Source organism: Bdellovibrionota bacterium, assembly GCA_040386775.1.
In the GTDB taxonomy this organism is placed as follows: domain Bacteria; phylum Bdellovibrionota; class Bdellovibrionia; order Bdellovibrionales; family JAEYZS01; genus JAEYZS01.
In genome coordinates, this window is sequence record JAZKEU010000018.1 from 51279 (window position 1) to 77431 (window position 26153).

The 26153-nt window shown below is 37.7% G+C and carries 31 protein-coding genes and 1 pseudogene; 17 read left to right on the top strand and 15 right to left on the bottom strand.

Annotated elements, in window-relative coordinates; genetic code table 11:
• The first annotated feature begins 20 nt into the window (after positions 1–20).
• On the top strand, positions 21–782 hold the full coding sequence (locus V4596_12060; protein ID MES2769871.1) for a hypothetical protein: 762 nt from the start codon (positions 21–23) through the stop codon (positions 780–782).
• 139 nt (positions 783–921) lie between these two features.
• Here the strand turns inward: V4596_12060 and V4596_12065 are convergent, their stop codons facing one another.
• Positions 922–1995: an NAD(P)-dependent alcohol dehydrogenase gene (locus V4596_12065; protein MES2769872.1), complete on the bottom strand. Its 1074-nt coding sequence runs from the start codon at positions 1993–1995 to the stop codon at positions 922–924.
• Between the two features lie 88 nt (positions 1996–2083).
• Between V4596_12065 and V4596_12070 the strand changes: the two genes are divergently transcribed.
• Entirely contained in the window at positions 2084–2389 is a 306-nt protein-coding gene (locus V4596_12070; GenBank protein MES2769873.1) for a hypothetical protein, read from the top strand.
• A gap of 38 nt (positions 2390–2427) precedes the next feature.
• Here the strand turns inward: V4596_12070 and V4596_12075 are convergent, their stop codons facing one another.
• The 5 genes from V4596_12075 to V4596_12095 all read right to left on the bottom strand — a co-directional run bounded on the left by V4596_12075 (position 2428) and on the right by V4596_12095 (position 5399).
• Entirely contained in the window at positions 2428–2670 is a 243-nt protein-coding gene (locus V4596_12075; GenBank protein MES2769874.1) for a VF530 family protein, read from the bottom strand.
• A 118-nt stretch (positions 2671–2788) separates the two neighbouring features.
• Positions 2789–3127, bottom strand: coding sequence for an ankyrin repeat domain-containing protein (locus V4596_12080; GenBank protein MES2769875.1), 339 nt, complete (start codon positions 3125–3127; stop codon positions 2789–2791).
• Positions 3128–3171: 44 nt separating this feature from the next.
• Complete coding sequence (locus V4596_12085) at positions 3172–4323, bottom strand: DUF2235 domain-containing protein (GenBank protein ID MES2769876.1); 1152 nt, start codon at positions 4321–4323, stop codon at positions 3172–3174.
• A 24-nt stretch (positions 4324–4347) separates the two neighbouring features.
• Positions 4348–4983, bottom strand: coding sequence for a glutathione S-transferase family protein (locus V4596_12090; GenBank protein ID MES2769877.1), 636 nt, complete (start codon positions 4981–4983; stop codon positions 4348–4350).
• A gap of 62 nt (positions 4984–5045) precedes the next feature.
• A complete protein-coding gene (locus tag V4596_12095) occupies positions 5046–5399 on the bottom strand; it encodes a DUF1428 domain-containing protein (GenBank protein ID MES2769878.1) in 354 nt (117 codons plus the stop codon).
• A gap of 198 nt (positions 5400–5597) precedes the next feature.
• Between V4596_12095 and V4596_12100 the strand changes: the two genes are divergently transcribed.
• Positions 5598–6734: a VOC family protein gene (locus tag V4596_12100; GenBank protein ID MES2769879.1), complete on the top strand. Its 1137-nt coding sequence runs from the start codon at positions 5598–5600 to the stop codon at positions 6732–6734.
• Between the two features lie 10 nt (positions 6735–6744).
• Positions 6745–7671, top strand: coding sequence for a cysteine synthase family protein (locus tag V4596_12105; protein ID MES2769880.1), 927 nt, complete (start codon positions 6745–6747; stop codon positions 7669–7671).
• A 16-nt stretch (positions 7672–7687) separates the two neighbouring features.
• Here the strand turns inward: V4596_12105 and V4596_12110 are convergent, their stop codons facing one another.
• Complete coding sequence (locus tag V4596_12110; GenBank protein MES2769881.1) at positions 7688–8545, bottom strand: mechanosensitive ion channel domain-containing protein; 858 nt, start codon at positions 8543–8545, stop codon at positions 7688–7690.
• 338 nt (positions 8546–8883) lie between these two features.
• Here V4596_12110 and V4596_12115 point away from each other — a divergent pair, with 338 nt between their 5' ends.
• Both V4596_12115 and V4596_12120 read left to right on the top strand, forming a co-directional pair.
• Entirely contained in the window at positions 8884–10668 is a 1785-nt protein-coding gene (locus V4596_12115; protein MES2769882.1) for a hypothetical protein, read from the top strand.
• A 438-nt stretch (positions 10669–11106) separates the two neighbouring features.
• Entirely contained in the window at positions 11107–11469 is a 363-nt protein-coding gene (locus V4596_12120; protein ID MES2769883.1) for a DoxX family protein, read from the top strand.
• 17 nt (positions 11470–11486) lie between these two features.
• Here V4596_12120 and V4596_12125 read toward each other — a convergent pair whose 3' ends face one another.
• On the bottom strand, positions 11487–11984 hold the full coding sequence (locus V4596_12125; GenBank protein MES2769884.1) for a hypothetical protein: 498 nt from the start codon (positions 11982–11984) through the stop codon (positions 11487–11489).
• 44 nt (positions 11985–12028) lie between these two features.
• Between V4596_12125 and V4596_12130 the strand changes: the two genes are divergently transcribed.
• Together V4596_12130 and V4596_12135 are read left to right on the top strand one after the other, a co-directional pair.
• Positions 12029–12463: an OsmC family protein gene (locus V4596_12130; GenBank protein ID MES2769885.1), complete on the top strand. Its 435-nt coding sequence runs from the start codon at positions 12029–12031 to the stop codon at positions 12461–12463.
• Positions 12460–13017: a lipocalin family protein gene (locus V4596_12135; protein MES2769886.1), complete on the top strand. Its 558-nt coding sequence runs from the start codon at positions 12460–12462 to the stop codon at positions 13015–13017. The genes V4596_12130 and V4596_12135 overlap by 4 nt, the downstream gene beginning before the upstream one ends.
• 8 nt (positions 13018–13025) lie before the next feature.
• Here V4596_12135 and V4596_12140 read toward each other — a convergent pair whose 3' ends face one another.
• Positions 13026–13283: a hypothetical protein gene (locus tag V4596_12140; protein MES2769887.1), complete on the bottom strand. Its 258-nt coding sequence runs from the start codon at positions 13281–13283 to the stop codon at positions 13026–13028.
• Positions 13284–13383: 100 nt separating this feature from the next.
• On the bottom strand, positions 13384–14430 hold the full coding sequence (locus V4596_12145; GenBank protein ID MES2769888.1) for a TerC family protein: 1047 nt from the start codon (positions 14428–14430) through the stop codon (positions 13384–13386).
• A gap of 121 nt (positions 14431–14551) precedes the next feature.
• Between V4596_12145 and V4596_12150 the strand changes: the two genes are divergently transcribed.
• The 7 genes from V4596_12150 to V4596_12180 all read left to right on the top strand — a co-directional run bounded on the left by V4596_12150 (position 14552) and on the right by V4596_12180 (position 19085).
• Positions 14552–15436 (top strand): LysR family transcriptional regulator, encoded by an 885-nt coding sequence (locus V4596_12150; GenBank protein ID MES2769889.1) that lies wholly within the window; start codon positions 14552–14554, stop codon positions 15434–15436.
• A gap of 113 nt (positions 15437–15549) precedes the next feature.
• A complete protein-coding gene (locus V4596_12155) occupies positions 15550–15936 on the top strand; it encodes a hypothetical protein (protein MES2769890.1) in 387 nt (128 codons plus the stop codon).
• Positions 15933–16319, top strand: coding sequence for an HPF/RaiA family ribosome-associated protein (locus tag V4596_12160; protein ID MES2769891.1), 387 nt, complete (start codon positions 15933–15935; stop codon positions 16317–16319). Before V4596_12155 ends, V4596_12160 begins: the two co-directional genes overlap by 4 nt.
• The gene (locus tag V4596_12165; GenBank protein MES2769892.1) at positions 16316–17263 is read left to right on the top strand and encodes a sodium-dependent bicarbonate transport family permease; all 948 of its coding nucleotides are present in this window, start codon (positions 16316–16318) and stop codon (positions 17261–17263) included. Before V4596_12160 ends, V4596_12165 begins: the two co-directional genes overlap by 4 nt.
• A 190-nt stretch (positions 17264–17453) precedes the next feature.
• Positions 17454–18164 carry a hypothetical protein gene (locus V4596_12170; protein MES2769893.1) on the top strand — a complete coding sequence of 237 codons (711 nt, stop codon included), beginning with the start codon at positions 17454–17456 and terminating at the stop codon, positions 18162–18164.
• A gap of 149 nt (positions 18165–18313) precedes the next feature.
• Positions 18314–18712: a group III truncated hemoglobin gene (locus tag V4596_12175; protein MES2769894.1), complete on the top strand. Its 399-nt coding sequence runs from the start codon at positions 18314–18316 to the stop codon at positions 18710–18712.
• Positions 18699–19085 carry a YbaN family protein gene (locus V4596_12180; GenBank protein ID MES2769895.1) on the top strand — a complete coding sequence of 129 codons (387 nt, stop codon included), beginning with the start codon at positions 18699–18701 and terminating at the stop codon, positions 19083–19085. Before V4596_12175 ends, V4596_12180 begins: the two co-directional genes overlap by 14 nt.
• 3 nt (positions 19086–19088) lie before the next feature.
• On the opposite strand, the pseudogene V4596_12185 reads toward V4596_12180, so the two are convergent.
• Positions 19089–19817, bottom strand: a pseudogene (locus V4596_12185) (MBL fold metallo-hydrolase).
• A gap of 312 nt (positions 19818–20129) precedes the next feature.
• Positions 20130–20591, bottom strand: a complete 462-nt coding sequence (locus tag V4596_12190; protein MES2769896.1) for a hypothetical protein — start codon at positions 20589–20591, stop codon at positions 20130–20132.
• A 318-nt stretch (positions 20592–20909) separates the two neighbouring features.
• Between V4596_12190 and V4596_12195 the strand changes: the two genes are divergently transcribed.
• Both V4596_12195 and V4596_12200 read left to right on the top strand, forming a co-directional pair.
• A complete protein-coding gene (locus V4596_12195; protein ID MES2769897.1) occupies positions 20910–22646 on the top strand; it encodes a DEAD/DEAH box helicase in 1737 nt (578 codons plus the stop codon).
• A complete protein-coding gene (locus V4596_12200) occupies positions 22643–23083 on the top strand; it encodes an RNase H family protein (protein ID MES2769898.1) in 441 nt (146 codons plus the stop codon). Before V4596_12195 ends, V4596_12200 begins: the two co-directional genes overlap by 4 nt.
• A 177-nt stretch (positions 23084–23260) precedes the next feature.
• On the opposite strand, the gene V4596_12205 is transcribed toward V4596_12200, so the two are convergent.
• The 3 genes from V4596_12205 to V4596_12215 form a co-directional block, all read right to left on the bottom strand.
• Positions 23261–24136 carry a hypothetical protein gene (locus V4596_12205; GenBank protein ID MES2769899.1) on the bottom strand — a complete coding sequence of 292 codons (876 nt, stop codon included), beginning with the start codon at positions 24134–24136 and terminating at the stop codon, positions 23261–23263.
• Positions 24137–24241: 105 nt separating this feature from the next.
• A complete protein-coding gene (locus V4596_12210) occupies positions 24242–25354 on the bottom strand; it encodes an FRG domain-containing protein (GenBank protein MES2769900.1) in 1113 nt (370 codons plus the stop codon).
• Positions 25355–25560: 206 nt separating this feature from the next.
• A complete protein-coding gene (locus V4596_12215) occupies positions 25561–26124 on the bottom strand; it encodes a hypothetical protein (protein ID MES2769901.1) in 564 nt (187 codons plus the stop codon).
• Between the last annotated feature and the right edge of the window lie 29 nt (positions 26125–26153).

Below are 26153 nucleotides of genomic sequence, written 5' to 3' on the forward strand. Positions count from 1 at the left end.
AGAATCCTAAGGATAAACCCATGTTTAATTCGATTTCGCTTATTTTAATTGTCTATACTTTGTTCAGCGGAGCTCATTTGTGGGCCAATGCTTGTTCAGAGCTATTTGACGAAGTAAAAATTCGACCAATTTCAAGGTGGCCAGAAGATGGTCCCAACGCCTCTTACGAGTTCCATTTTCAGGATGTTTTAAAAAAGCATGGTGTGAGCGAGTATAAAGGTTATTTTGAAAGATTTTTAAGTGATCGTAAATCCCAAGGATTGACTACGAACGCATTGGATTTGATGGGCTCAGGTTACTATTTAAAAGATTTTACGACTATAGATTCTATGACGGGTTTAAGATATGAAAATTTAAGTATCTCAAAAGAAGAAATCGAGAGATACGGACAACCCACTGAAGTAACTGGTAATATTTTTTCTACTACAACTTGGCAAAAACTTGCACAGTCCAATGCCGAGAGAAATATTAAAGGTGTAGACTTGATCGCTATGCGACCTTCTGGCGGCTGGACTAATTATCCATTTAAATCTACCGATCATCAGGCCGAGAGTATTGTCTTTGTTCTTACTAATTCAGTTTCAATTTTAAACCCTAAAGGAGAAATATATTTCAAATTAGGAACGCACAATTTTAATGGAGATCTAATTGCACATCCAGCAATCGTTGCATTTAAGGAAAAACTAGAACGAGAAACAGATTTTAGACTTACTCTTGTAACTATATATTGGAAAAACGAAAATAGAACTGTTCAAGGCCAAGGCGTAATCAAATCAAAATAAAAAAGGCCAGCTTTCGCCGGCCTCTCTTCATTCAATCTCAATAACTATTTATCAAAAAAATTACACATATCTAATAAAAGATGTGGGTAATAGAAAGATGATTGCTTGGCCTATACCAAGCAATCATGCTTGATCGAAGTTATAAAGTTTTATTGTCGATCACGAATCTATATTTTACTTGTCCAGCTACTGTCTTATCGTAGGCTTCATTGATTTGCGAAGCCGAAATCAATTCAATATCCGATAACACTTTTTTCTTGGCACAGAAATCAAGCATCTCTTGAGTTTCTTTGATTCCGCCAATGAGTGAACCAGCCAAATTTTTTCTTCCGTAGATCAAAGATGTTGCAGCGATTTGATTTGGCTCCGGTGCTACGCCCACAAGAACTTGTGTTCCTCCGATTTTAAGAGAGTTCATATAAGGACCAAAATCAATATTTGCAGAAACAGTATTGATAATTAAATCTAATTTCCCTACACACTTTTCAAAATTCGCAGGGTCTTTTGTCATTACAAAATTTTTAGCTCCAAGTTTTTTTGCATCTTTTTCTTTTCCTGGTGAAGTGCTGAACACGGTAACCTCGGCTCCCATTGCTTTGGCGATTTTCACAGCCATATGTCCGAGTCCACCCAAGCCAACAACTCCAACTTTTTTACCCTTTTTAGTTCCGTATCTTTTAAGCGGGGAGTAAGTCGTGATGCCTGCGCATAGCAGTGGCGCAACTCTTTCGAGCTTTTGGCCCTTTTTTATTTTCAAAACATATTTTTCTTTCACCACGATATGAGAAGAATATCCACCAAGGGTTGGAGTTTTATTATCAAGCTCTGTGCTGTTGTATGTGAACACTGTGTGATCTACGCAGAATTGCTCTTCGTTATTTTTACAGTTTGCGCATTTCCCGCATGAATCTACAAAGCACCCAACGCCAGCGACGTCTCCAACTTTAAAGCGTTTTACCTTTTTCCCGACAGCAATAACTTTGCCTACGATTTCGTGACCGGGAACACATGGGTAAGTTGATTTTCCCCATTCTCCTCTCGCAGTGTGAATATCCGAGTGGCAGATTCCGCAGTAATCAATCTCAATAACCACGTCGTTCGCGTTGGGCGCTCGGCGCTCAATGTTGAGAGATGTGAGTTTTGTAGTTTCAGATTGAGCAGCTTCAGATGGTACGCCGTAAGCTTTAGCTTGAATGGATTTTGAAATTTTCATGATGATACTCCTAGGGATTGAATGTGCGAAAAAATATATCATCGCATCAATGATTGCGCCATCTAATAAATGGTGAAACTCTTGATGCATGCGTATACGACAAATGGGATTTTCATCAAGATTAAAAGCTCACAAAAATATTTTAACTTTAGAAACTCTAAAATTCATTGTGGAATTTCTTAAAGACGGAAATGTTACGCAAAGTGCACTCAGATCAGGAATTCCCCAAACCTATGCTTCAAGGCAAGGCCAATGGTTAAAGAAACATCCGATGGTGAAGATCGCCCTCGAAAGCGACCTAGATGAAGACGATATCAAAAGACTTCAAAAATCCATTGCCATCATCAATGCACAGATGGAAATTTCAAAAGAGATTCTCGGATTAAAAGAGTAGATTAAAGTGTGTTCAAGTCAGTCCTGGCGAAAATGATATTATCGCGACAGCATACTTCTTTTGTGCGGATGATTAAGAAAATCGAGGTACATATCTTCAACTTTTTTGCGAGCCCAGGGAGTTCTTCTTAGGAATTTGAGACTAGAGCTTATGCTGGGTTCGAAATTGAAACAATTGATATCAATACGATTGCCCATCTCTTCAAAGCCATAGTGTTCTACAAGCTCTGTCAGAATTTTTTCAAGAGTTACGCCTTCAAGCGGATCTTTGGATTTAGTCATAATCTAAAAGTACTGTGACTGCACCCAGAGTGCGGCGATCAATAAGATGGTTTTAATAAGAGCTCGTTCAAATCTCATACTGTGAGTATAACACAAGCCAGCTACTCTCACAAGATGCCTATTTTCTGAATCTATCTATAAGTTTATTCAAGAAGGACTTCTCTGGAGGAAGCATCTTTTCTAATATTTTGATGATTTCAGTTCTTTTATACATTTTTGCAGCCTGCATGGGAGTCATCATATCAAAGTCTGAGACCAGCGTAATGTCTGCGCCGTTTTCTATCAAGAACATGGCAATGTCGATATTCCCTTCGATAATCGCAGCAACAAGAGGAGTGGATAAAATTTCAGGATGTTGGTAGTTGGGATCAATACCGTTTAGAATATGATATTTTACCAACTCAAGATCACCTCTTTGAGCTCCTACATACATTTCTTTCCAATCACCACCAGACATTTTGACTCCTTTTATTAGTGAGATCTGACTTCAATACCAAAATTTTATTCAGCCCATTGGATTTTGTTTTCTTTAATTAAATGGGTGAGATTTTTAGGATTATAATTATCATTATTTATTTTTTCTTGAACGCTCTTGTGGATTTTGGCTCCAGAGGGGATATTGCGAATTTTCTTTGTAAAGTAAATAGCACAAAATGCAATTACAAGACTGCCGATCCAATTTTCTTTTAGAAGATCTGTGGTAAAACTAAAAGGACGCCATGGTATATTCCAATATAGATCGAGGTGGGAGAGTGATACATCTATAAGCAACAGGCCTGCCATCAATAAAACGACATATATATGCCAAGGAGTAAACCAGAAGAGGCATTTCCATGAATTATGAATTTTTCCCTTAGGATTTGCCTGAATATCTGACAAATAATCTGGACCCACTTCGAGTCCCACATTTCTTGCTTTCTCAAGCATCCATTTCAGAGAAATATCAGAAAGTCTTGCATCTTTATAATACCCACCAACATCGCTGTGAACTCCAGCAAACCATACTTCTTCTAGGGTTTGATTTGTGCCGATATCATTTTGATCAAAGAGATTTGGTGGAAACTGAAGCCTTTTTTCATCTATAGCAACTGCGTGATAAATATGTGTAATTTCTTTGCTCGATTTTCCATCAAGCTTTGATCGGGGAATGAGTTTTGTTAGAGCAGATACGGTGTCCCAGACTCCCATAAAATGCACTGGACATTTTTTTGTGTAGGTATGACGAAATTTTTTAATAATTTCTAGATCTTCATCTTTGTTGTACATTCGAATTACGTAGGGAATCATATTGTCACTGCCTTTATACAAGATGCCTAATTTTTCTAAGACGCAGGCCAATCTTCTTACGGTGTGAGCTCCTCGACTAAATCCGAACAGAAAAATTTTATCTCCCTCTTCATAGTTATCCATTAAATATTGATATGCTTCTTCAACATTTTTGTTTAGATCTAGCCCCAATCCTTGGCTGAGCATATTACTTAACCATCTGAACGGCACAAACAGTGACCGAGATGAGGTTCCAACGCCGGGATCATAAAAATTCAATTGTTTTTCGTTCAGTACAATTCTTTCGTAAAGCTTAACTACATTTGTATTGTTGTGACTGTATTCATTTGAAGTTCCGTCACAACAGATAATAATATTTTTCGCCATTTTGTCCTTTGGATTTGAGAAAAGTTATTTATGGAGAGGAGCTTCGATGGTTTCTTTTAACCCTGCTTCTATCCACTCTTGGTGTGCCGGTAGATCTCTGATTAGTTTCATGTATTTTTGAAGTTCCGGCTCATTTACAGAAACGGCATAAGAAATAAATCTATTCACCACGGGTGCATACATCGCATCGGCAATGCTAAAGTCTCCAAATAAAAATGGCCCGCCAGATTTTTTGAGGCAATCAATCCAGATTTGTTTTACTCTTTGGATATCTTTCTCTGCTTTATGAGATACAAATGTTTTTTGATTGGTCTGGAGGTTATGGGACATCACTTCGCGCATCACTTGGAAACCAGAATGCATCTCGCTTGAAACAGATCTGGCTAGTGCACGAGTCAATATATCTTTGGGCCACATTTGCTTTCCCGGGAATTTATCATTGAGGTATTCACAGATTGCAAGCGAATCCCAGATCACTTCATCATTTACAATGAGCGCAGGAACTTTTGCGGTGGGCGAATACTTTAAAATTTCAGAAGTTGTATCGGGTTGATCGAGGTAGATAAGAATTTCTTCAAAAGGTATTTTAAAATACTTGGCCACTAACCACGGTCTCAATGACCAACTTGAAAATCTTTTGTTTCCTATAACTAATTTCATAAAATATTTCTAACGCAGGTCTTCTTGTTAAGCTAGCCAAGAAGACCTGCGTTATGCGACTGCTACGATACTACTGGTTTAAATCCACCATAGATCATGCGCTTTCCATCGAAAGGCATATTTTCCATACCCATTTGCATTCTTGGATCTTTCATTACTTTTTTAAGGACCGAATCTCTGTGAGATCTTGATTTATAAACGATATAAGAGAAAAACACAGTTTCGCTAGGTTTAAGTTTTACGCTTCTAGGAAACGAAGTCCATTTCCCTTTTTTAACATCGTCGGCTTTGCATTCATAATATTCGAGGGCGCCATATTCTTTCCAAACTTTGGACGCAAGCTTTGCTAGCTTCAAATAAGCCTTTATATTCTTTTTAGGAACTGGGATTACAAATCCATCTACATACGCTGCCATAATGCTCTCCTTTTGGTAATAAATTTAAGAAATCATACTGCTTTGGGGATAAAAGTAAAGCCCAGGAAGGAAATATTTAGTTTATTACTATTTTGAATAGTTAAATATATTAACTATGTTGGTTAATATTAGTCACTTTGCTTTACTCAAACTCTTTGATACTAGTTCGTAGGTTCAAGATCAAGGAAGGTGTGGTGCATGGGAAATACATTTGATATTCAGCAATTTAGATTTGATGGAGAGTTGTTCTTAACTCAATTGATGGCCGAGCTACAAGCGTTGGGCGTTTCAGTATCGACTCTAAGGGCGGATCACCTTTGTTTCAGAGTCGAATCGCATCAGGAGTATGAGGATCACAAAGTTTTTTTGGCAGGTGCAGGAATTCTTTTAACAGAGGCGAATGTCAATGGCCGTGCAATCTCAACCTACCGCATGACTGAGCCTTTTCGTGCAGGCAATCAGGTGGTTGAATTGATCGAGCTACCTGCTCCAAAAGCTGGTACTGAATACACCAAAGGTTTTGAGCATGCTGAGTTTGTGATAAAAGAAAGTTTTGATTTGTTTACCGCAAAATTTCCTCATTTGCATTTCACGAGATCGGGAAATAAAAATATTAACCCTGAGCTTTGTTTAAAAACTAGGGTGGGGCAGGCCAAGTTCCATTACCTCTCTCTGGATAGAGTTATCGAAATCGAGAAAGCAAAGATCAAGGACATAATTTTTGATTTTGATGGAACACTCATTCAATCAAGAGAAAATATTTATGAAATTAACCGAATAGTTTTCTCTGAAATATTGGAGCGAGAAATTTCTTTAACGGAAGCTAAAGAAAAATTTTATCCGGAGTTTACAAAATTATTTAATGCTTTTGGTGTAGAGTGTCCACTTAAGAAAAAAAGAGCTATTTCTACTTGGGGCAAGGTATCTGAGCGGTATTCATATCATCTTTTTGATGGAGTATATGAGTTTTTAAGAAGACTCAGTCAAAGCAATTGCCGAATACATCTTTGGACGGCTAGAGACGAAAAATCAGCGCGAACTATTCTCACTGCTCATAAAATCGATACATTCTTTACAACCATGAGCTTTGCAACGGATGCTGAGTCTAAGCCTCATGAAAATAGTTTAAAATTTGACTGGCGGTCTTTGGATAAAAACACAATAGTGGTCATTGGTGATAGTCCTTCTGATATTATGGGATCAAAAAATATTGGCGCGATGGCTGCGGCAGTTTTGTGGGATCCGCATGTCAATGAGCAGGCGCTTATTTCATCAGGGGCTGAACTATTTTTTTATGATGTTCCCGAGCTTGAGACTTGGTTGCGCGAAAGGTAAAAGGTACATATTGATTAACCGAAATGCATTAAGCCTTATTGGCAATACACCACTATTAACTTTGCAGCGTATATATCGCGGCCCAGGCACGTTGATGGCAAAAGCCGAGTTCGTACAACCAGGCGGTAGCGTGAAGGATCGTGCGGCGAAAAAAATTATTGATTACGCTTATGATCTAGGCGCGTTGTATCTTGGAAAACCGGTTGTTGAAATGACGAGTGGAAATATGGGAGCTGGCCTCGCTGTTGTCTGTGCAGTCAAAGGAAATCCTTTTGTTGCAGTCATGTCTTCTGGCAATAGCTCGGAGCGAGTAAAGATGTTGAGAGGACTTGGTGCAGAGGTTATTCTAGTGCCTCAAGTTACAGGTTCTCCTGGACAGGTGACCGGTGATGACATTGCTGTTGCGGCGGAAGAGGCAAAGCGCATAGCTATTGATCGAAACGCCTATTACGTCGATCAATTCAATAATCCTGGCAGTCTGCGGGCTCACATAGAATCAACGGGCCCAGAGATCTGGAGCGATACCGAAGGCAAGATCACTGCGTTTGTAGCTGCTGTCGGCAGTAGTGGTACCTTCACGGGCACTTCGAAATATCTTAAATCGCAAAATTCAAAAGTTCAGTGTTTCGCTGTTGAACCTCAAGGCGCAGCTGTTCTTGCTGGGCATGCGATGTCTAAGCCCAAACATTTGCTTCAAGGAATTGGTTACGGATCCGTTCCTCCGCATTGGGATGCAAGTCTTGCCGATGGCATCATTGAAGTTTCTGATGAAGAAGCAACTTTGTACCGAAAATTATTAGCCGAAAAAGAAGGACTATTTGTTGGTTACTCGGCAGCTGCCAATGTTGCGGCAACAGTGAAAATCCTGGAGTCAAACTCATTGGGAGATTCACCAATTATCGTGACGGTTCTTTGTGATACGGGTTTGAAATATTAAAAGAAAACGGTGATCGCTATAGGTCTTTTTTTATGTTTAGATCCATCTGAGGGAATGGAATTTGGATGTTTTCCTTTTTTAGAGCTTCCCAGATTGCCATATTGATATTGTGTTTCATTATACCGGGTCTTTGAGAAAAGTCTTGAGTCCAAACACGAACATAAAATTTAATTGAACTGTCTTCGAAACCATCGAGGATGACATCTGATTTTCTATCCTTCAACACTCCCTCAACATCTTTTATTGCGGCCTCAAGGATCTCGACTACTTTTTTGGGATCGGATTCGTAGGATACGCCAATTGGCATTCTAAGCCTTACGATATCATCGGTATGATTCCAGTTAATGACATTGTCTGAAATAAAGTCTGCATTGGGTATAATGATTGAGATATTGTCATTGGTAAGAACGGTGGTCGAGCGAAGTCCGATTCTCATGACTTGACCCATGATCTCACCAATTTCAATCCGATCACCAACTTTAATGGGACGTTCAAATAAAATAATCAAACCGCTAATAAAATTATTAGCGACATTTTGAAATCCAAAACCCAGCCCAATACCAATTGCTCCCGCAAGTACGGTGAGGGTGCTAAGATCTAATCCTGCAGATTGCAGTATGATCAGAGTACCAATAGTCAAAATAAAATAATGGAGTAAGAGTAAAATGGTTTCAATTTTAGAGCTATAAAATCCAGAAAGGCGTTTTAAAAGAATTCTTCTAAGAAGACTTGAGATAACAAAAAGTATTACTAGATAAAACAATACGCTAATAATAGAAAACACCGTGACCTGAAAATCGCCAAGTTTAAACAAGCTGCGGTTTAAAATATCAGTAATAGCCTTAAATCCAGATTGTATGCTTTCGATTTCCATATGCAAATCATCCTATAGAATGTGTTAATGGGTAGCAAGAACATAAACAGCTGCGATAAGAAGTAAGGTTTTGATTAAAGCCTTATTAAATTAGTAAATTTTGAAGAACTGTCGGCAAAAAAATTGTTGCTAAAATGTTGCATACTTTTTGAGAAGAACTTTTTAGGGCATAGATTTTGATGCTCTAGACACCTTTTTGTCTTTAAATCCAAATAAATAAACTTTTAGCCGGGCACACTACCTGCTAAGTAATGTCCCGTAAGAAGTTCGAAGCTTGATATATTGGAAATTAATCCAACAAACTTTCGAAGGGTATCAATTTAGGACGGTATATTTAAATGAATAAAGCAATAATTTTATTAGCCCTAGTCTTAACAAGTCCTTACGCTAAAGCTTCGAAGGAATGCTCAAGTCTCTTCCTAGAAAAGTCTATTTCCCTAATTGCACAACCTAAATCTGAATCGCATCCGGCAATTGTTTCTGAAACTACATATGAAATGATTATTAATGCGATGAGGAGAGATATTGAACAGGGCTTCCAATCACCTAGATATTTTAGAGTAGAACCTATTCAGCAATTGTTAAAAATGGGTCTTTCTAGAGAAGAAATCGCTGCTGAAATCAGACAAGATATGGAGAATGAACTGCGTGAAATGGCAAAAGTAAGTCGAATACACTTTGAACTCCCGGCCAAGCCGGCACCTCAAGTTTCTATGGTAGAAAATGTTCTTAATCCAAAAGTTTCTATTGTGGAATTTATTGAATATTACAACTTACGTGCCGAACAAACCGTTGTCACAAATATTTTAAACTACAGAGATACATTTGCAAACGATAGAGCGAATCCAATTGAAATCTTAAAAACTGCTATATTGACAGGCCAAAAAGACTTAGCAAGAGAAGCCTTTATTCAAAGCTTTAGATTCAATAAGCTTAATGATTTAGTAGAACTAGGAATCGAAACGGGCGATAATGATATTCTCATGAATATCGGTCGTATTTCGATAACAAAATTTTTATTGTTTGATAGAAATCAAAATTACTTACAGGACGGTTTAAATGCTCTGCTGGAAGTTAAAGGAACACATAGAAAACAAGCTGAATCCCTTTTGATAGACTTTGTTGATATTTTGAAAAGTCCTGAAATTTTTAAAAATGAAGACTCCGTCGGAAATTACGGTGAAAAAGGAAATAAAGCTTTTTACCTTGAGTTAGCTTTAAAAGCCTTAAAGTCTGCATCGACGTTAACAGGAAGAATACCTAGAGACAGCATTTCTTATCATAGATTTGTAGAAACAAGAGATCAAAGAATTCTAAGCAGAATGCGTGAAATTATTAAAATGGGACAAAATATGAATTCATCTCTAGGATTGGATGGTACATATGCAGTACTGGCAATTTTAAAGGACTCAAAACTCACAGAATCTTTTGCCAATAACCATCTGAAAATTCGTTTTATGCCACAAGAATCAGCGTCAGACCTCATCAAAGAAAGATTGCCAAAGCTTCATGCAAATCGGGCTATCAAATATGCGCTACTCACAGCTGATGTCCAATTCGTAAGAAATGTTATTAAAGAAATTATGACTAATGATCCTATGGATAAAGCGCCCAGCCTAAGGGATGGAATTCAATTATTTGACGAAGGTGCAATAATTTTAAAGAGTGTAACATCGCCAAGTAAATACGTGGCACTACTGGGAGAACTTGCAAAAGATAAATCTCTAACTCTAGGTCAGCTAGAATTTTTAAAGAACACTAGAAAAAATTTAATCCAAGATCTCAGAGGAGTGAATAAGGAAAAACCAAATTTAAATACAGATCTATTTGTAACACACGAATATGATATGTTCAGTCATCATAAACAAGTCATTGAATCTTTCATTAAAAATGAGGATCCTGCTTTTAAGTATCAAGGCTTATGGGCTGAGTTTAACGAAGCATCTCGTCAGCGTGATATTCAAAAACTTAAAATCGTTTATCAAAAAATGATGTCTCAAGGACGGGGTCTAGATGCTGTATATGCAGCATTCACCATTGCAGTTCTTGAAAACGGCGGCAATATAAATACGCTCCAAGCTTTAGAAAAAGCCAGATCCAATCGCCAAATTGAGAAACAGTAATAACTTAAGAGTAGCCTATAAATGAATTCTCAAAGAAAGTAGTATTGTCGTTAAAATTAGCCCCAGGTAAAATACTGCAGGAATTATTTTGCTTATTGGGTCTTTGATTTTAATTCTTACAAGAATTGCCACAAACATCATAACCAGCAAGCCTAATAATGAGATTGCGATTAAGAATTTAATTTCTAAAGCTAAGCCTATTGCTAACATAAGCGCTAAGATAATTTGACTAGCTCCTGTGAGAACTCTCAGCTTTGGGAGTTTGTATCGCTCAAACTCTGCTCGCATGAATTCAGTTGAGAAACAGCTTGTGCCGTAAATTATAAATGATAAGATTAAAAAAATGATGGAGAGCTGATGTAGAGTCACGGGTTATTTAAACCATGCAATAACTATAGAAGCTATAAATTTAAAAAATTAAACTAAAGTGAGGGCGCTTTGAATTTAGTACTTATATTACAACTGATTGTAGCTATCGGACTTTTAAATGTATGGCTTTTGAGATCAAAAAAAAGCACGGACTATAGAGGTAAATCTGCAAGCAACCTAAAAGAAGAATTTTTGGCCTACGGCCTTCCTGTTTGGTTCTTTTATCTAATAGGCACTCTCAAAATTGGCGCAGCCCTGGCTCTTGTTGCAGGAATTTGGATGCCAGAGCTACTTCCATTTGCGAGCGGTTTGGTAATGGCTCTAATGGTTGGTGCTTTGTTGATGCATATTAAAGTTAAGGACCCCGCTAAAAAATCTCTTCCGGCTGTGTTAATGTTAATTATGAGCGGCGGAATATTTTTTTTAGTATAAATAATCGAAAAGAGTATCTACTCCATAGATAATTTAAAAACATCTTTTTGAGTTACAAATAATCCTAGCATTAAATTGGCAGCTGATATCATTTCTTCTAGTGATTTAAGTCTTTCAAGATTTACATCTGTTTTTTTACTTTGAGCAGATTTTAAAGTAGAAAAATTTTTTGTGATTTTTTGAAGAATTTTAGCCTCACGGTTTTTTAAAACATGCTTAATGACCTCGCTGATATTTTCTGTCGCAACATAAAGTTTTGTTTTTTTGTTTGGAGAGGGTGCTTCGTGGATGAGTCTATATTGGCAGAGCTCCTCAAGGGCTGGACTGACTAGAGCTTTGGATAGTCCAAGGCTTACCGTGAGGTCTTTGCAGCTCAAAGGCGCCTTTGATACATAGATTTGAGTCCATATCGCGCCATGGATGCGACGAAATCCCCAATAACGTATAAAGTCACCGATGGACAGTGATAATTTTTGCAAGTGAAAGTCTTTTCCTTTATCTTTCATATAGTTCATACTAATATGAACTATATGAAAGATAAAGGAAGTTTTAAATAATTATGCAACTACCTATTGAGTTCAAATCTAAAGCCACTGCCTCAGGAGAATTTGTTCAGCCTTGGCTTATTGAGTGTGGAGAGTATTCTGCAAAATGCGCGGTTCCTTCTGAATTTGGAGGCGTGGGAGACGGTTTTTCACCAGAGGATTTGTTTTTACAGGCGCTGATGAATTGTTTTATTGGTACTTTCAAAGTTTATGCAAAAAGCTCTAAGATTCATTTTTCAAAGTTAGAACTAAATGGAAATCTAGTGGTTGATCAAAACTCTTCACGGGAGGTGCGTATGCACAAGTGTGATCTTACAGTTCAGATTTGGGGAGCAGAAAGACCTGACCGTGCTAAAACTCTTGCAGATAAGGTTTTTCGAGATGGATTTATTCTTAACTCCGTTAAAACCGAGATTAGTTATAAATTAATTATCGAAGGAATTTTGTGAAAAAAAGAATTAAAATTCAACAAAAGTTGCAATCCATTTTTAGCCAAATTTTTATGATAGCATCTATTCCAGCCTTTTCGGCTTGTTCAACGGTATCATTTCCTACAGTGGAAAAAGTTGATATCGAAAGATTTATGGGAACTTGGTACGTGAGTGCTGGACGGTTTACAATCTTAGAAAAAGACGTTCATAATGCTGTAGAGATTTATACTTACGATAAAACTAAGGATACGATAGATATCGATTACACATATAGAAAAGGTTCTTCTAACGGGAAAATTAAAAAAGTCCCACAGAAAGGCTACATTGTAGCTGGCACAAATAACGCTCATTGGCTGGTTTCGCCTTTTTGGCCGCTGAAGTTTGATTATCTAGTCATTGATTTGGCTGATGATTATTCATGGGTAGCGATTGGTGTACCCAATCAGAAATATTTATGGATCATGCATAGAAGCAGTCAGGTTTCTCGCAAAGAAGTGGATATGGTGATTGATCGTTTAAAGGCCATCAATTACAAAACTAACGATATAGTTTTTGTTCCTCAGAACTGGTAGAAATTCTCTCAGCTGTTCTGTTCCATGAAGGGGCAGCAACAACATTGAGTCAGGCCAAAGTATATAACTATTTTTTCAAGTACTCTTGTTTTTTCAGGTTTGTCTTTTAATTTGTCAAAGAGGACGATTTTGCCATTTTCACGCCTTAAGCCTTCAATTGCGCCACTGCGCAAATCCTCTATGCTATGATCGGGTACAGTAAGGCTTGAGCTAAAATCTGATTTGAGTAGGGCAATAGGTGAACCATCTTCAGATTCATAGCGCATAAATCATTTCCCCGCAGTCATACCAGCACAACAAACATAGAACAAATATCTTAATTGCTTTAAAAAAGCGTAACCACTCAGGCTGCGCTTTTTTAATTTATTAAACGTTATTGCTTTCTTTTGAATCTGCAATCGCAAGAATCAGCTTTTGTTGCCTACGATCGATAATGATTGAAAGTACAATCGAGCCACCGATTAAGAGAGCAATGATTCCAAGAGACCATTTAATCGGGAATTTTCCGCCAAAGGCTTCATTAAGCCAGACCATCTTAAGACCCACAAACACCAGTACCGAAGCCAATCCGTACTTAATGTAAGCAAATCTGTCCATCACACCTGCTAGCATGAAGTACATAGATCTAAGACCTAAGATTGCAAAAATGTTTGAGGTGAAGACAATCAAAGGCTCTTTTGTTAGAGCAAAAATCGCGGGAACTGAATCCACAGCAAAGATGATGTCGCTGAGCTCAAGAAAAATAAGTGCTAAGAACAACGGCGTTACATAGGTAAGTCCATCTTTTTTAAAGAAGAATTTCTGACCTTCAATTTTTGGATGCACTCGAAATATTTTTTTGAGTTGTCTGATTATAAAATTGTCATCTAAGTTCTGCGATTTGGTTCCTGCAAAGAACATTTTAATCCCTGTCAAAATCAGAAGCGCTCCGAAGAAAATAACCACCCAGTGGTATTGCATAAGGATAGAACCCATGGCTATGAAAACTGCCCTGAACACTAGGGCACCTAGAATTCCCCAGAAGAGCACTCGGTGCTGATACATTTTGGGAATACCAAAGTAAGCAAACACCACGGCGAAAATAAAAATGTTATCTATAGCAAGGGACTTTTCAACCACAAACCCTGTTAAGAATTCGAGAGCTGTTGTTTTAGCTTGAGCATCAGGGTCAAAGTTGGGAATCGAGGTGTATCGCTCGTGTGTGGAAAATCTGTGTTGAGCATAAAGATAAAAGAGATAATTAAAAACGAGCGCCATACTTATCCAAATGGTCGTCCAGATAGATGCTTCTTTAAAACTGACTTCGTGAGCTTTCTTGTGGAAAACTCCAAGATCAAGTGCGAGTACGACTAAAACAAAAGCCGTAAATCCTGCGTAAAACCACCAATAGTCGTAAAATGGGAATAGTATCATTTTCAAAAATCTCCTTCTTTGGTGGAATAATATCGTCAGATTTAAAACATTCATCAAATCGATAATAATGTTGATTTGTATCGTTATTTACGATATTTAAAATTATTGCCGGAGGATCTCAATGAATCAGTGGATCAACTACCATCATCTTTTTTATTTTAAGACAATTGCTGAAGAAGGAACAGTTTCAAAAGCCGCCGAAAAGCTAAAGCTCGGTCAGCCCACTCTTTCGGCGCAGCTTAAGCAGTTTGAAGACACCATTGGTGTACAGCTTTTTGAGAGGCACCACAAAAAACTCGTACTCACAGAACAAGGGAAAGTAGCGCTGGATTATGCAAAAAACATTTTCCGCATGGGTTCAGAAATGTATGAAGTGTTACACGATCGGCTTAAGCCTTTAAAGCCTTCGCTTCACTTAGGGGCGCTTGATAGCGTTCCAAAGCAGATCGTTCTTCAGCTTGTAAAACATGCTTTCCGAATTTCACCGTGTCAGATTACTTTATCAGAAGGGAAATCTGATGAATTGGTAAGGGAACTTGTCGCTCACCGAATGGATCTGATGGTGACTAACTTCTTACCAACCGCTACCGATGGGAAAGGTCTGTTTCCAAAATCGATTACGAAAAAGAATGTGAGTTTTTACGGAGCTCCAAAGTTCAAAGCTTTGAGGAAGGGGTTTCCAAAATCTATATCTGGCGAGCCGATGATTTTACCCACTTATGATAGTAGGCTCAGGCAAGATCTCGACCATTGGGCAAAGTTAAATAAAATTGAGCTTAATATAATCATTGAAAGCCAAGACATATCAGTTAAAAAGCTCATGGCAATAAATGAGATGGGGCTCATTCCCACAGCAACACACACGGTAACAGGACAAATTTTAAGAGGTGAGCTCATTGAAATTGGCCAGCTGCAAGGTGTTCATGAGGAACTTTTCTTGGTTACGGCACAGCGAAAAATTGAAAATCAAATCGCCTCAAAACTTAGAGATCAATTTACTGTATAGTTTTTAGCATTACAAGTTAGCATTTTTATCCATTTTAACAATTCAATATTTTATCTTAAACTGTAACAGTTGAGTAGCAGGAAGCTGTCTACTCGCTCAACAAAAGGATAATTATGAAAAAAATTATATTTTTAGAAATTCTAAATGAATTAAAAGCAAAACCGCATCTCATGAAAAAGGTAAAAATTTTTGCCGTCGTGGGTTTCGTGGGTCTTCTGATCACGGGTGCTTTGACGATTTGGGCGGGATTGACGGTGATGAATTACGTCGCAATTCAAGCGACTAATGCAGTTCAATCTCCGGTGGCTCAAATGAATATCGAAAGTCTGAAATCTGAAGTTGAAAAGCTTCCGAAGCTTCAGGCGTTAAGTTGTTGGAACAAAGCTCAAAGCTTAATTGCAGTTCAACCTTGGCTAGAGCGCCCGGCTCTCGAAAATCTTGCCAACTTAAAATCGGCTTGTTTAGAAGATAAGATAACCTCTGAAGGGAGTACAATATGATACAAGTGAAATTCAAAAACTTAGAAAAATCTGAAATGGCTCGAGAAGCCGTTGAAGAAAGAATTGAAACTCTCATCGAGAAATTTCCTGACTTAAATGAGAGTAAACTCCTGGTCACTCTTGAAATGGAAAACTCGCCACATCAGGCAGGTCCGGATCTTTTCAAAATAAAACTTCATGTGACCAGAGGGCGCTTCGACGGAATTACTGTCGAGAAATCAGATTCCAATCTCTACGGCGCTTTGGCTGAAGTCGTGGACCACATGCTTGAAGTCTTAAATCGCTTCGGAGACCGAGTTCGAGTGAAAGAGCGAAAGCAAGCTCGTGAGCTGACAAGAGAAATAGAAAATGGATTTGAGGCTCAAGAGAAAAAAATTGGATGAATCATTTAGCAAATTTTGACCTTATTATTTTTTTTTTTATATTGGGAGCTTTTGCTTCGTGGATAAGGTCAGATTTAGAGATTCCCGAATTCATATCCAAGTTCCTCTCTATTTTTTTACTTCTCTCCCTAGGACTCAAGGGCGGACACGAGGTCAGATTTGCGGAAAGTCTAACAGGCTTTATTCCGTCACTCACTCTCGGATTGATCTCGTGTCTCGCCCTTCCTATTATTTTTTTCTTTGCTTTCAAAAATCGCTTAGGCGTAGCAAATGCTTCGGCCCTTTCGGCGTCTTATGGATCAGTGAGTGCGGTAACTTTTATTACGGCTCAAGGAATTTTGGAAAATGATGGAATCAATTTTAGTGGTTACATGGTTGCGATTATGGCTCTTATGGAGATCCCCGCAATTCTGATTGGTGTGTACCTATATCAACGATTTTCAAAAAACTCACCTCACGGTCGTACAATCTTAGCGTCCATCTTTTCTGCAAAATCAGTAGTTCTATTGCTTGGCGGATTTGTTATAGGTCTTCTAATGAATGAGAAGTCTTGGGCCGGCATTTCGCCGGTCGTTCAAGGTTCATTCAAAGGGGTTCTTGCTTTTTTCCTTCTTGATCTAGGTATCGTTGCTCAGAAGCAATTGCGAGAAGCATGGAAATTTAAATATTTGAGTCTACCCATTGCCATTATTTTTCCACTGATTTGCGGAACCTTATCACTTTTCGTAGGACATTCGATCGGCATTTCACAAGGAGATCTTATTTTGCTTGCGACTCTAGTGGGAAGCGCTTCCTACATCGCTGCTCCCGCGGCCATGCGGAGCTCAATACCATCTGCCAATCCAAGCCTATATCTAGCTCTTCCTCTCGCTATGACTTTTCCAATGAATTTGATTTTTGGAATTCCACTTTATATTGAGATCAGTAAAAGAATTCTAAACTGAGAAGTTGTTTAAATGTGTCCTGAATAACCTACTAAAAAATAAAAGCTCAACCGTTTGGGGCTGAGCTTTAAAGGTTTTCGCGCTGGCGAGGAAAAGTGAGACATAAAGTCTCGTAGTAATTTTATTGCTGCATGGGTTTGACATATATGTTGTTTTTGTAGGTAGAAAACAACTTACCCTAGGGGGAATAATGAATTTAATTAGAACAACTCTTGCGATCATTGCTATCATCTTTACTATTCAAGCTAAAGCGGAAGACAACACTCCGATAAAGGTTCCAATAAGTTTCGGTAAAGTATATATCCCGGTTGGTTTTGATAATAACGACAATGTTGAAATTGTCGGTGAAGGAATGTTTCCGAACACCTGTTACCGATATGCGACAACTTCAGTTCAAGTGGATCACACAGCAAAGACGATCCGTCTTAATACTGTGGCTTATAAATATCCAGGGGTCTGCCTTCAGGTCCTTGTGCCATTTGATCGAGTCGTAGACGTGGGAATTCTCAAAGAAGGAGATTATTCTATTATTTCGAATAACGACAATCAAAACGTTGGAAGAGTGAGCATTCATACAAGCAAAACTAAAGAGCCTGACGATTTTATGTATGCGTCTATCTCACAAGCTTATTTTCAGTCTAAGGATTCTGTTAACAAAGTATTTTTGACAGGAAACCTTCCTTCAAGTTGCATGAAACTCAAGGAAGTAAAATCACAGGTTCAATCTGATGTATTAGTTATACAACCTATTGTAGAAATTGATTCTTCCGAGCCTTGTGTAGGAGGACAATTTCGCTTCGAAACTTCAGTAGACGTGGGTTTTATGAAATCTGGACGTTACCTTTTGCATGTAAGAACAATGAATGGCAAATCAGTCAATAATTTGGTAGATGTGCCTTAATAGAGATAGAGATAAATCTATATGCAACAAATATGTTGCATATAGATTGGACTCTGAGCTGCATACAAAGTTAGTCTGCTGCCGCGCCCGAATAAGTTAATTCATGATTTGAAACTTGAGTTTTATAGGATTCTGTCGAGGAGCAGTGAATGAAGACTGTCACGGTTAATGGTATTGAATTTTCTCATGATGATATTTTTAATGTTGTTGATGATTTTTATACTCGGGTGCAGAACGATCCATTGCTTCGGGTTCCTTTTGAATCAGTTCATGATTGGCCGGAGCATATTAAAAGATTGACGCATTTTTGGTGGATGCGGTTTGGTGGAGATCATTATATGCCGATTTCCTATGATCCTGTGGAAAAGCATTTTTTGGCAGGTTTTAATCGAGAGTTTCTTACTCAGTGGCTTTTTCTTTTTGATGAAACTTTGAAAACTCATCTTCCCCCTGCACAGGTGGCTCTTTGGAAGTTGATTTCTGAACGGATGGGGGACAGCTTAACTATGAAAAACGACGCACTCAAAAGATCACATGGCAGTTTATAAGAATCGATTTTTACGGACTTCAATATTTGTTCTTGGATTTCTATCTGTGGGACTGGGCTTGATTGGTGTTTTCTTGCCGCTTCTTCCGACAACTCCTTTTATCTTACTGGCGGCTTGGTGCTTTTTAAAGAGCAGTGAAAGAACTCACACTTGGATTTATACTCATCCAGTACTTGGAAAAATACTCCAGGCTTGGGAAAAGAATCGTTCGATTTCTCGACCGACTAAAGTTCTTGCGTTAATCATGATTATTATTTCTATAATATCTATCGTTCTCAGTGTCGATAACATTTGGGTTAAAGGGTTTGTGATTGGATTACTTACCGCAGTCTCAATTTTTATTCTAACCCGCAATGAATTGGTTAAAGATTAGCAGTTATTTTGTGGCGTTGGCTGCTTTCTCTGCAACAGCGATTGTCTTATCAATGAATTCTGGTCCGCCCCATGGGCCGTGGCCTCGAACAACTACCCGCACATCAAACTTCTTAAGGTTTCGAGCTGAATTAGGCCAGGCCTTTACATCTGAGTCTCCTAAATAGCCAAGGTCCTCAGGCTTAATCATGCAACCACCAAAAAGTAGCTTTTGCTTCGGAAAGTACACAACGACATTATCTGGAGAATGGGCTGGACCTGGATAATAAACTTCGACTTTCTCACCAGAGAAATTAAATGTCTTCCCATCGTTAGCTAGAAAAACATTGTCGGCAACAACGACTTTAGATTTGAGAATTCGCTCCCGAAGTTCTTTACGTTCATAACCTGGCGCGACTTTGCCGATCATGCCTTTTCCAAACTCTAACAGAAGTTTTTTTGTAAGGTCGCTCGACCATATTTCAACTCCATTTTTCTTGTAAACCTCATTGCCGCCAGTACCGTCCATATGAAAGTGAGGGTTGACGGTGACAATTTTTTTTGGACGCAAGGTTTTTTTAACCCATGTTAAAAGTGTCTCTGCGCCAACACTTTCAAAGGGTGAAGAGGCTAAGAAAACCGTTCCATCTTTCATTTTTACGACAAGAATATTTGAATCACGATAGTCTTTGTCAATAACCATGAAGACGTCCTCCATGATTTTCGTAACTTCCATATTATGTTCTAGTTTAATTGGTTTAGATAACTTGGTCGCATTTGCGGTTAAGGTTCCAGAAAGTATTAATGCCAAGAGAAGTCGGGTCATACTGTACGCTCCTGTAATTGTGCCGCTAGATTTACAGCCTCGGTTAATTTTTCAAACGCTATTGCCAATGTCTTTTGCTCTCTTAATATTATTTTTATTAGTCCGAGAGATACCGCGCTGGTTTTTTTCACCAAACAAGTATTTTGGATTCTAAAAAACGATCTCGGACCCTATTCTGCAACACAGCTTAAGTTGCTGGATACCGATTGTATTTCAAAAGGCATTCCTCATAATGGAAGTTTAATTAGAAGATACAACTCCGTTAATAGGTCCATCTTTAGATAATTTATTATATATGAGATCTATCTTATCACTTGCGACTTCTCTGCCTTGTTCATTTTTTTCTTCAAGAATTTTTTTGGCAATTTTTAATTTACCTTCCAATTGAAATCGTTTGTCGTCAAACATATCGAGTGCGATCCGAAGTTTCTCAGGCGAATCAATATTAAAACTAACTTTTTTAGAATCGATGACAATATCTCTTAAAATTTCAATCTGACCATTTACTCTTTCAATCTGATGAGACACTCCGTTTATATCATCCCCTAAAGATTCAATATTGGTCTTTTGAACATCGTTTTGGTCCCCAATATACTTAATGTCACTGCTCAAAGAACCTAGCCAGAATGTTCCACCCAAAAGTGCTATTATTAATCCGACATCGAGATAATGGTTTCTAAGAAATTGTTTAAATGCGCTCATTTCTTATTTTTCAAAATATTTAGAAGGTTTGTCAAATTTTAAATATTTTTTATTAATTATCTAGCAGATCTCTAAGGTTTATATCTAATCCATGTGGGTAAATCCCATTACACTAAGGAGCTGGTGGGGTGGGGAGAATCGAACTCCCGTCCGCAGAATGTCCACGTAAGGCGACTACATGTTTAGTCTGTACTTTAAGCTGATACATGGCATATATGAAACTTAATCTTCCTAAAAATCCAAATGGTAATTTAGCTTATCTCCAATGATACATTTATGCCATTGCAAAAAAAATTATAACCATTATTATTACGGCGCATGTATAAGCTCAGGGACTATCAACAAGACGCTGTAAATAGCGTCGTTAATTCATTCAAGAAATCACGAGATCCCGCAGTTGTCGTGTTGCCAACTGGGGCGGGGAAGAGTCTTGTGATCGCAGAGCTTGCACGCATTGCTAAAGGCAGAGTGCTTGTCCTTGCTCATGTGAAAGAACTCGTCCACCAGAACTATGAAAAATACAAAAGCTACGACTTGGAAGCTGGAATTTTCTCAGCAAGCCTTGGTAAAAAAGATTTCAACCAAAAAGCAATCTTTGGAGGAGTACAATCAGTAGCTAGAGCCCCCGATGATTTTTTTAATGATTTCTCACTTCTGGTAATTGATGAGTGCCATAGAGTAGCTGAAGAAGGATCCACTCAGTATCAAGATGTAATTAAAAAACTTCAAGAGCGAAATCCCAAACTCTGCATTCTAGGTCTTACGGCCACACCTTATCGTTTGGGGTTGGGTTGGATTTACGAATACTCTGCGAGTGGTGAAATCAAGACGGACAAAAAAAGATTCTTTAAAAAATGTGTGTATGAGCTTCCGCTTTCTTACATGATAAAAAATAAATTCCTAACAATTCCGATTAAGATTGATATTCCGGTGACGAGTTATGATTTCTCAGAGTTAACTGAAAAAAATGGTATGTATACGACATCAGACATCGAGGAAATCCTAAAGAGTCAGAAAAAACTCACACCACTCATTATCAATAACATTGTAGACATCACAGAGCGCTACTCTAGACAGGGTGTGATGATCTTTAGTTCGTCAGTAAGGCACGCAGAAGAGATCATGACCTATCTACCAAAAAATCAAGCAAGAGTAGTTCTGGGTGACACAGACATGGCAGATCGCGACCAGATCGTTAAAGATTTTAAAGACAAAAAATTCAAATATCTGGTGAACGTATCGGTACTTACAACAGGATTTGATGCTCCTCATGTGGATGTGATCGCAATCTTACGCCCGACAGAATCAAACAGTCTTTACCAGCAGATCGTGGGAAGAGGACTTAGGCTCTGTGAAGGCAAAAAAGATTGTTATGTTTTAGATTACACGGGAATGAGACATGACATTTATAAGCCAGAGATATCAGACAAAAAACCAATGAAAGACACAGTTGAAGTTGTAGTTCCGTGTCCGGCTTGTGATTTTCAAAATCATTTCTGGGGCTATCAAGATGAAGATGGAATGGTGTATGAGCATTTTGGTCGTAAATGCAGAGGCGGCACGCAAGATCCTAATACATTAGTGATTACTCCTTGCAATTATAGATTCAGATTTAAAGTCTGCCACAAGTGCGATACTCAAAACGACATCACAGCACAGGCTTGCGAAAAATGTGATGCAGAACTTGTAGATGCAGAGGCAAAACTAAAGCAAGCAAGGCTTTCTAAAAACTTCCACGTATTAAAGCCGGATAAAATTACGTTTACTGAAAGAAGCGACAAGAGCGGAAATGCATACCTTGAAATCAGATATTATGATCTAGATGCTCAGTACATTAGCGAAGCGCATTTTTTTAATCACCAATCAGCAATCAAAAAATTTCACATCAATTTCTTACGCTCCCATTTAAGACGACCCGAGCTCTCAGTGGAAATGACAACGCCTAGTGAAGCGATCAAGTACCAAAAACTATTTCGACTTCCATCATATGTAATCGCCCGCAAACAAGACAAGTTCTGGAAAATCACCGAAAAAGTCTTCGCTGAGGAATTATGAAATTAGATATTTATACAGATGCAAGTTTTAGCAAGACTCACGGTCTTGCTGTGATTGGATATATGATCTCAGATAAACTAACTATTCTCGAAATCAAAGAATCGAACAACATCAGAGCAGAAATCAGAGGAGTGATCACAGCACTGAGCGCTGCTCCAAAATCAGCATCAGTGACTTTATATACAGATTGCCAAACTGTAGCGGGATTAATAGGTAGAAGGGATAAATTAGAAAAAACAAATTTCATAAGCCAAGCAAAACAAACACCATTAGCAAATGCAGATCTATACAAAGAATTTTATAAAATTTACGATCAACTTCATCCAGAAATAATTTGGGTCAAAGGCCACACATCTAGCAAAGACACTAAAATAAAAAAGAACTTCTCCACGGTAGACAAAGAAGTCCGCAAAGCACTGAGACTTGCGCTTAAATAAAACAAAAGCCCAACCACTTCGTGGCGGAGCTCTCATTTTGTTAACAGAAAGTATGGTGGGGTGGGGAGAATCGAACTCTAAGTGTAAGTTCTTAATTTCACTTACCATAGAGTGAGTAAAATATTTAATTACCACCCCAAAGTTACCCCTTCCTCTACTAATAAGATGATAAATCTATCATTGATAGCGTTGTTCTATTTTCTCCCATGAGAATGACCTGCTATATGATTTTGAAATCCTGTCAAACCAACTAGGGTGAACGCTTCCTTCTTTTGAATCACGCCTCCATGGCTTTATATTAAACTTCCAAGATGTAATAAAATTATGACTTTGATGTCGATCGGGATTAGACGTATCTAAACCTAAGTATAAAGCTATTTTTTGAGATACTTTGTTTCCTGCTTGAAACATGCCCCCGCCCGCATATGACATGGTATATTCTATTGTCGAATATTTTGAGTCTATAACAACCTTCCGTGAGTTTATGTCTTTGTAAGCTGTAATAGTTGAGTTAGAAGGTAGGCTTATATCTAAAGTTTCAAAAGCTTCGACGAGTTTATTGTGTTTTATAACCTTAGAAAGGTTAATTTTTGTTTCAGATTGTGTTGATAGCATATCTTTAAATTTAGATGTTGCCATTGATATGCCATGATGGATCTCGGTTTGAGTGCTCCATTTTGGATTATTTAGGTTTGCAAGCCAATAAAAAAATGAAAACTCCAGAGTATTTAAAATAGTATTTATTTGAAAGTCTGAGCGATACCCAGGATTAGTATCAACTAAATCTTCATTTATTTTGAAACTCTTTAATTTATTAAAATGTCCGATCGTATCAATATTGTTTAATCCATAAAATGAAGTTGGATCTAATTTATCATCAACTGTTTTTACATCCATCGAATAAAGTCGGCCAGTGTATTTATCATGCAATATGACGACAGTCTCTTCGTAAAAGATTTCTTTTGGAGCCTCAGCATAAACGTATCTGAGCAACATATAAACACTAAAAAGAATTGCGCCCACTACAGGTACAAATACTTCTAAGGTTTTCATGGAATAGTCATTTGAATGTAAATATATACCAATTGAAGCTAGCCAAATAAAAGATACCACTATAAATATAAACATTCTATTTACCTCGATAAATTAGATTTATAATTAAAAATCAAAAAATCTTTCTTTAATTTCTTCGCAAGTACCGTCTAACCCAGGGAATAGTGAGCCAGCTGTTATTCCCATAGTACTAAGATCACTCATAACCTTGGATCTTTCAGAAATAGGGAGATCAATTACTTTTAGAAATTTTTGATTCACGCTCTCGTGAGACATTATAAATGATTCAATATCGTCAACATTGGTAACAGTCGAAATCGATTGTTGCGGCAGAAGTCTTTCATTTTCTATTGCCATAAATTCCATAAGTGAGAAATGTGGGCTGCCTGTCAAACGATGCGATTGCGCATATTTTGCACGCCATTCTAATTGATCAAAAACAAAAATTCTTACCATTTTATTCTCTGAATCCATCTTGGCTTCAGTATTTTTAATATCTCTATAAGCAAAAAATGCTCCAATAAATGGTGAATATGTCCAATCAAGCAAAGGTGTGGGATATCCATGATGCTGGATTAATCCCAAGAATGCACCGTTTTGATCAGGATCGTTCAAGTTAAAAATATTACGAGTTCTTTGAGTTAAATGTCGATAGAGTATAATTCTATCTACATCTAGAAATGTCTGCAAGTCGGCTCGCCCAGATCGATGAAAGCAAGTGCGTAGACGATGAGGCTTACTTTGTCCTCTAAAAATATATTTTCTAAATTCTAGATCAAATACAAAATCTTTAAATTGTTTCCAATTTTTTACATTATCTAAAGGGGAGTAGTAAGAAGGTTCAGAGGCTTTAGATTTGGGTAGAACACATTTTCCCCAAGTACCTATGTCCGTTTTCCATTCAATTTTTAAAAGACTATTTTCATGTTCTAAGGTTACTTTCGCCTCTGTTCCGAAAACTGTTCCTGGATAAAACTTTTGTAATTCAGCTGGAGTAAGTGGATTTCCAGAGCTAGGATTTAAAGGAGAAAAATGTACGGTGAGATTAACCGTATTTGATTTATCGGGAGTTGTAATCGGTGCATATGTACTAGGTAGATTTATATTGTGATCATAGGCGTAAGCATAACCTTCGTAGTGTGTTCCGCAATCATCTAAATCAATAATAAGAGTTCCCGAGTTACTACCGTCATATCTTCCGAGCCATTGGCCGTTCATTGCAAATTACCTTTGTGAAATGTGGAAAATTATAATTATAGGAATATAAAATTATAAAACAAATATTATTTAAATAATTTATGAAAAGCAGGGTGTTATCTTTCTGCTAAGGTCTAGCTAATATTATTTTCGCACTCATAGTGTTTTGATTAGCTTACTAAAATACAATCCGGGAGTTCTAGTAAAGCTATCTAGTAATGTATGAACTATTTCTTTTTGATAACTATTCCATTAGCAGAGATTTTGAGTTCTTTTGTTATATTTTCCATGGAAATAAACAATCTAACATCAACATTGAAAAGCCTCGGCATGTTGTTTGTTGTTTCAAATAATACTAGCTGAGGATGGCCGCTTGTAAAAAAAAGAATACGGTATGGTGAAGAGTCGGAGACAAATCCGTGCTTAATTATTATATCTTTTAAAGACTCATCTCCGCCCCGGAAAAGACCATCATAACTAATGTGATCTTTTGGGTTGGAGTAACTCAAGTAGCTTTTAGGCAGAGCAGTTTGATTTATTTCTATTGCCCCAGCAGCCCCTAAATAGTCTGATCTAAAATTTATATGGCTTACAAACACAGGCTTGGAATTTCCATTGTATACTACGATAAAATCATTCGAGGATGCCCTAATGATTTTTACATTTTTTTCCCAATTTAAATTATTAAAGTAATCGACGACACTGTTTGGTATAGATAAAAGCACTGTGATAGACGTGACTAGTGCAGAGAGTGAAGTGATAATAGATATATTATTGATTATATTTTTCATATGTTCTTTTCATCATTAAAAAAGCCCAA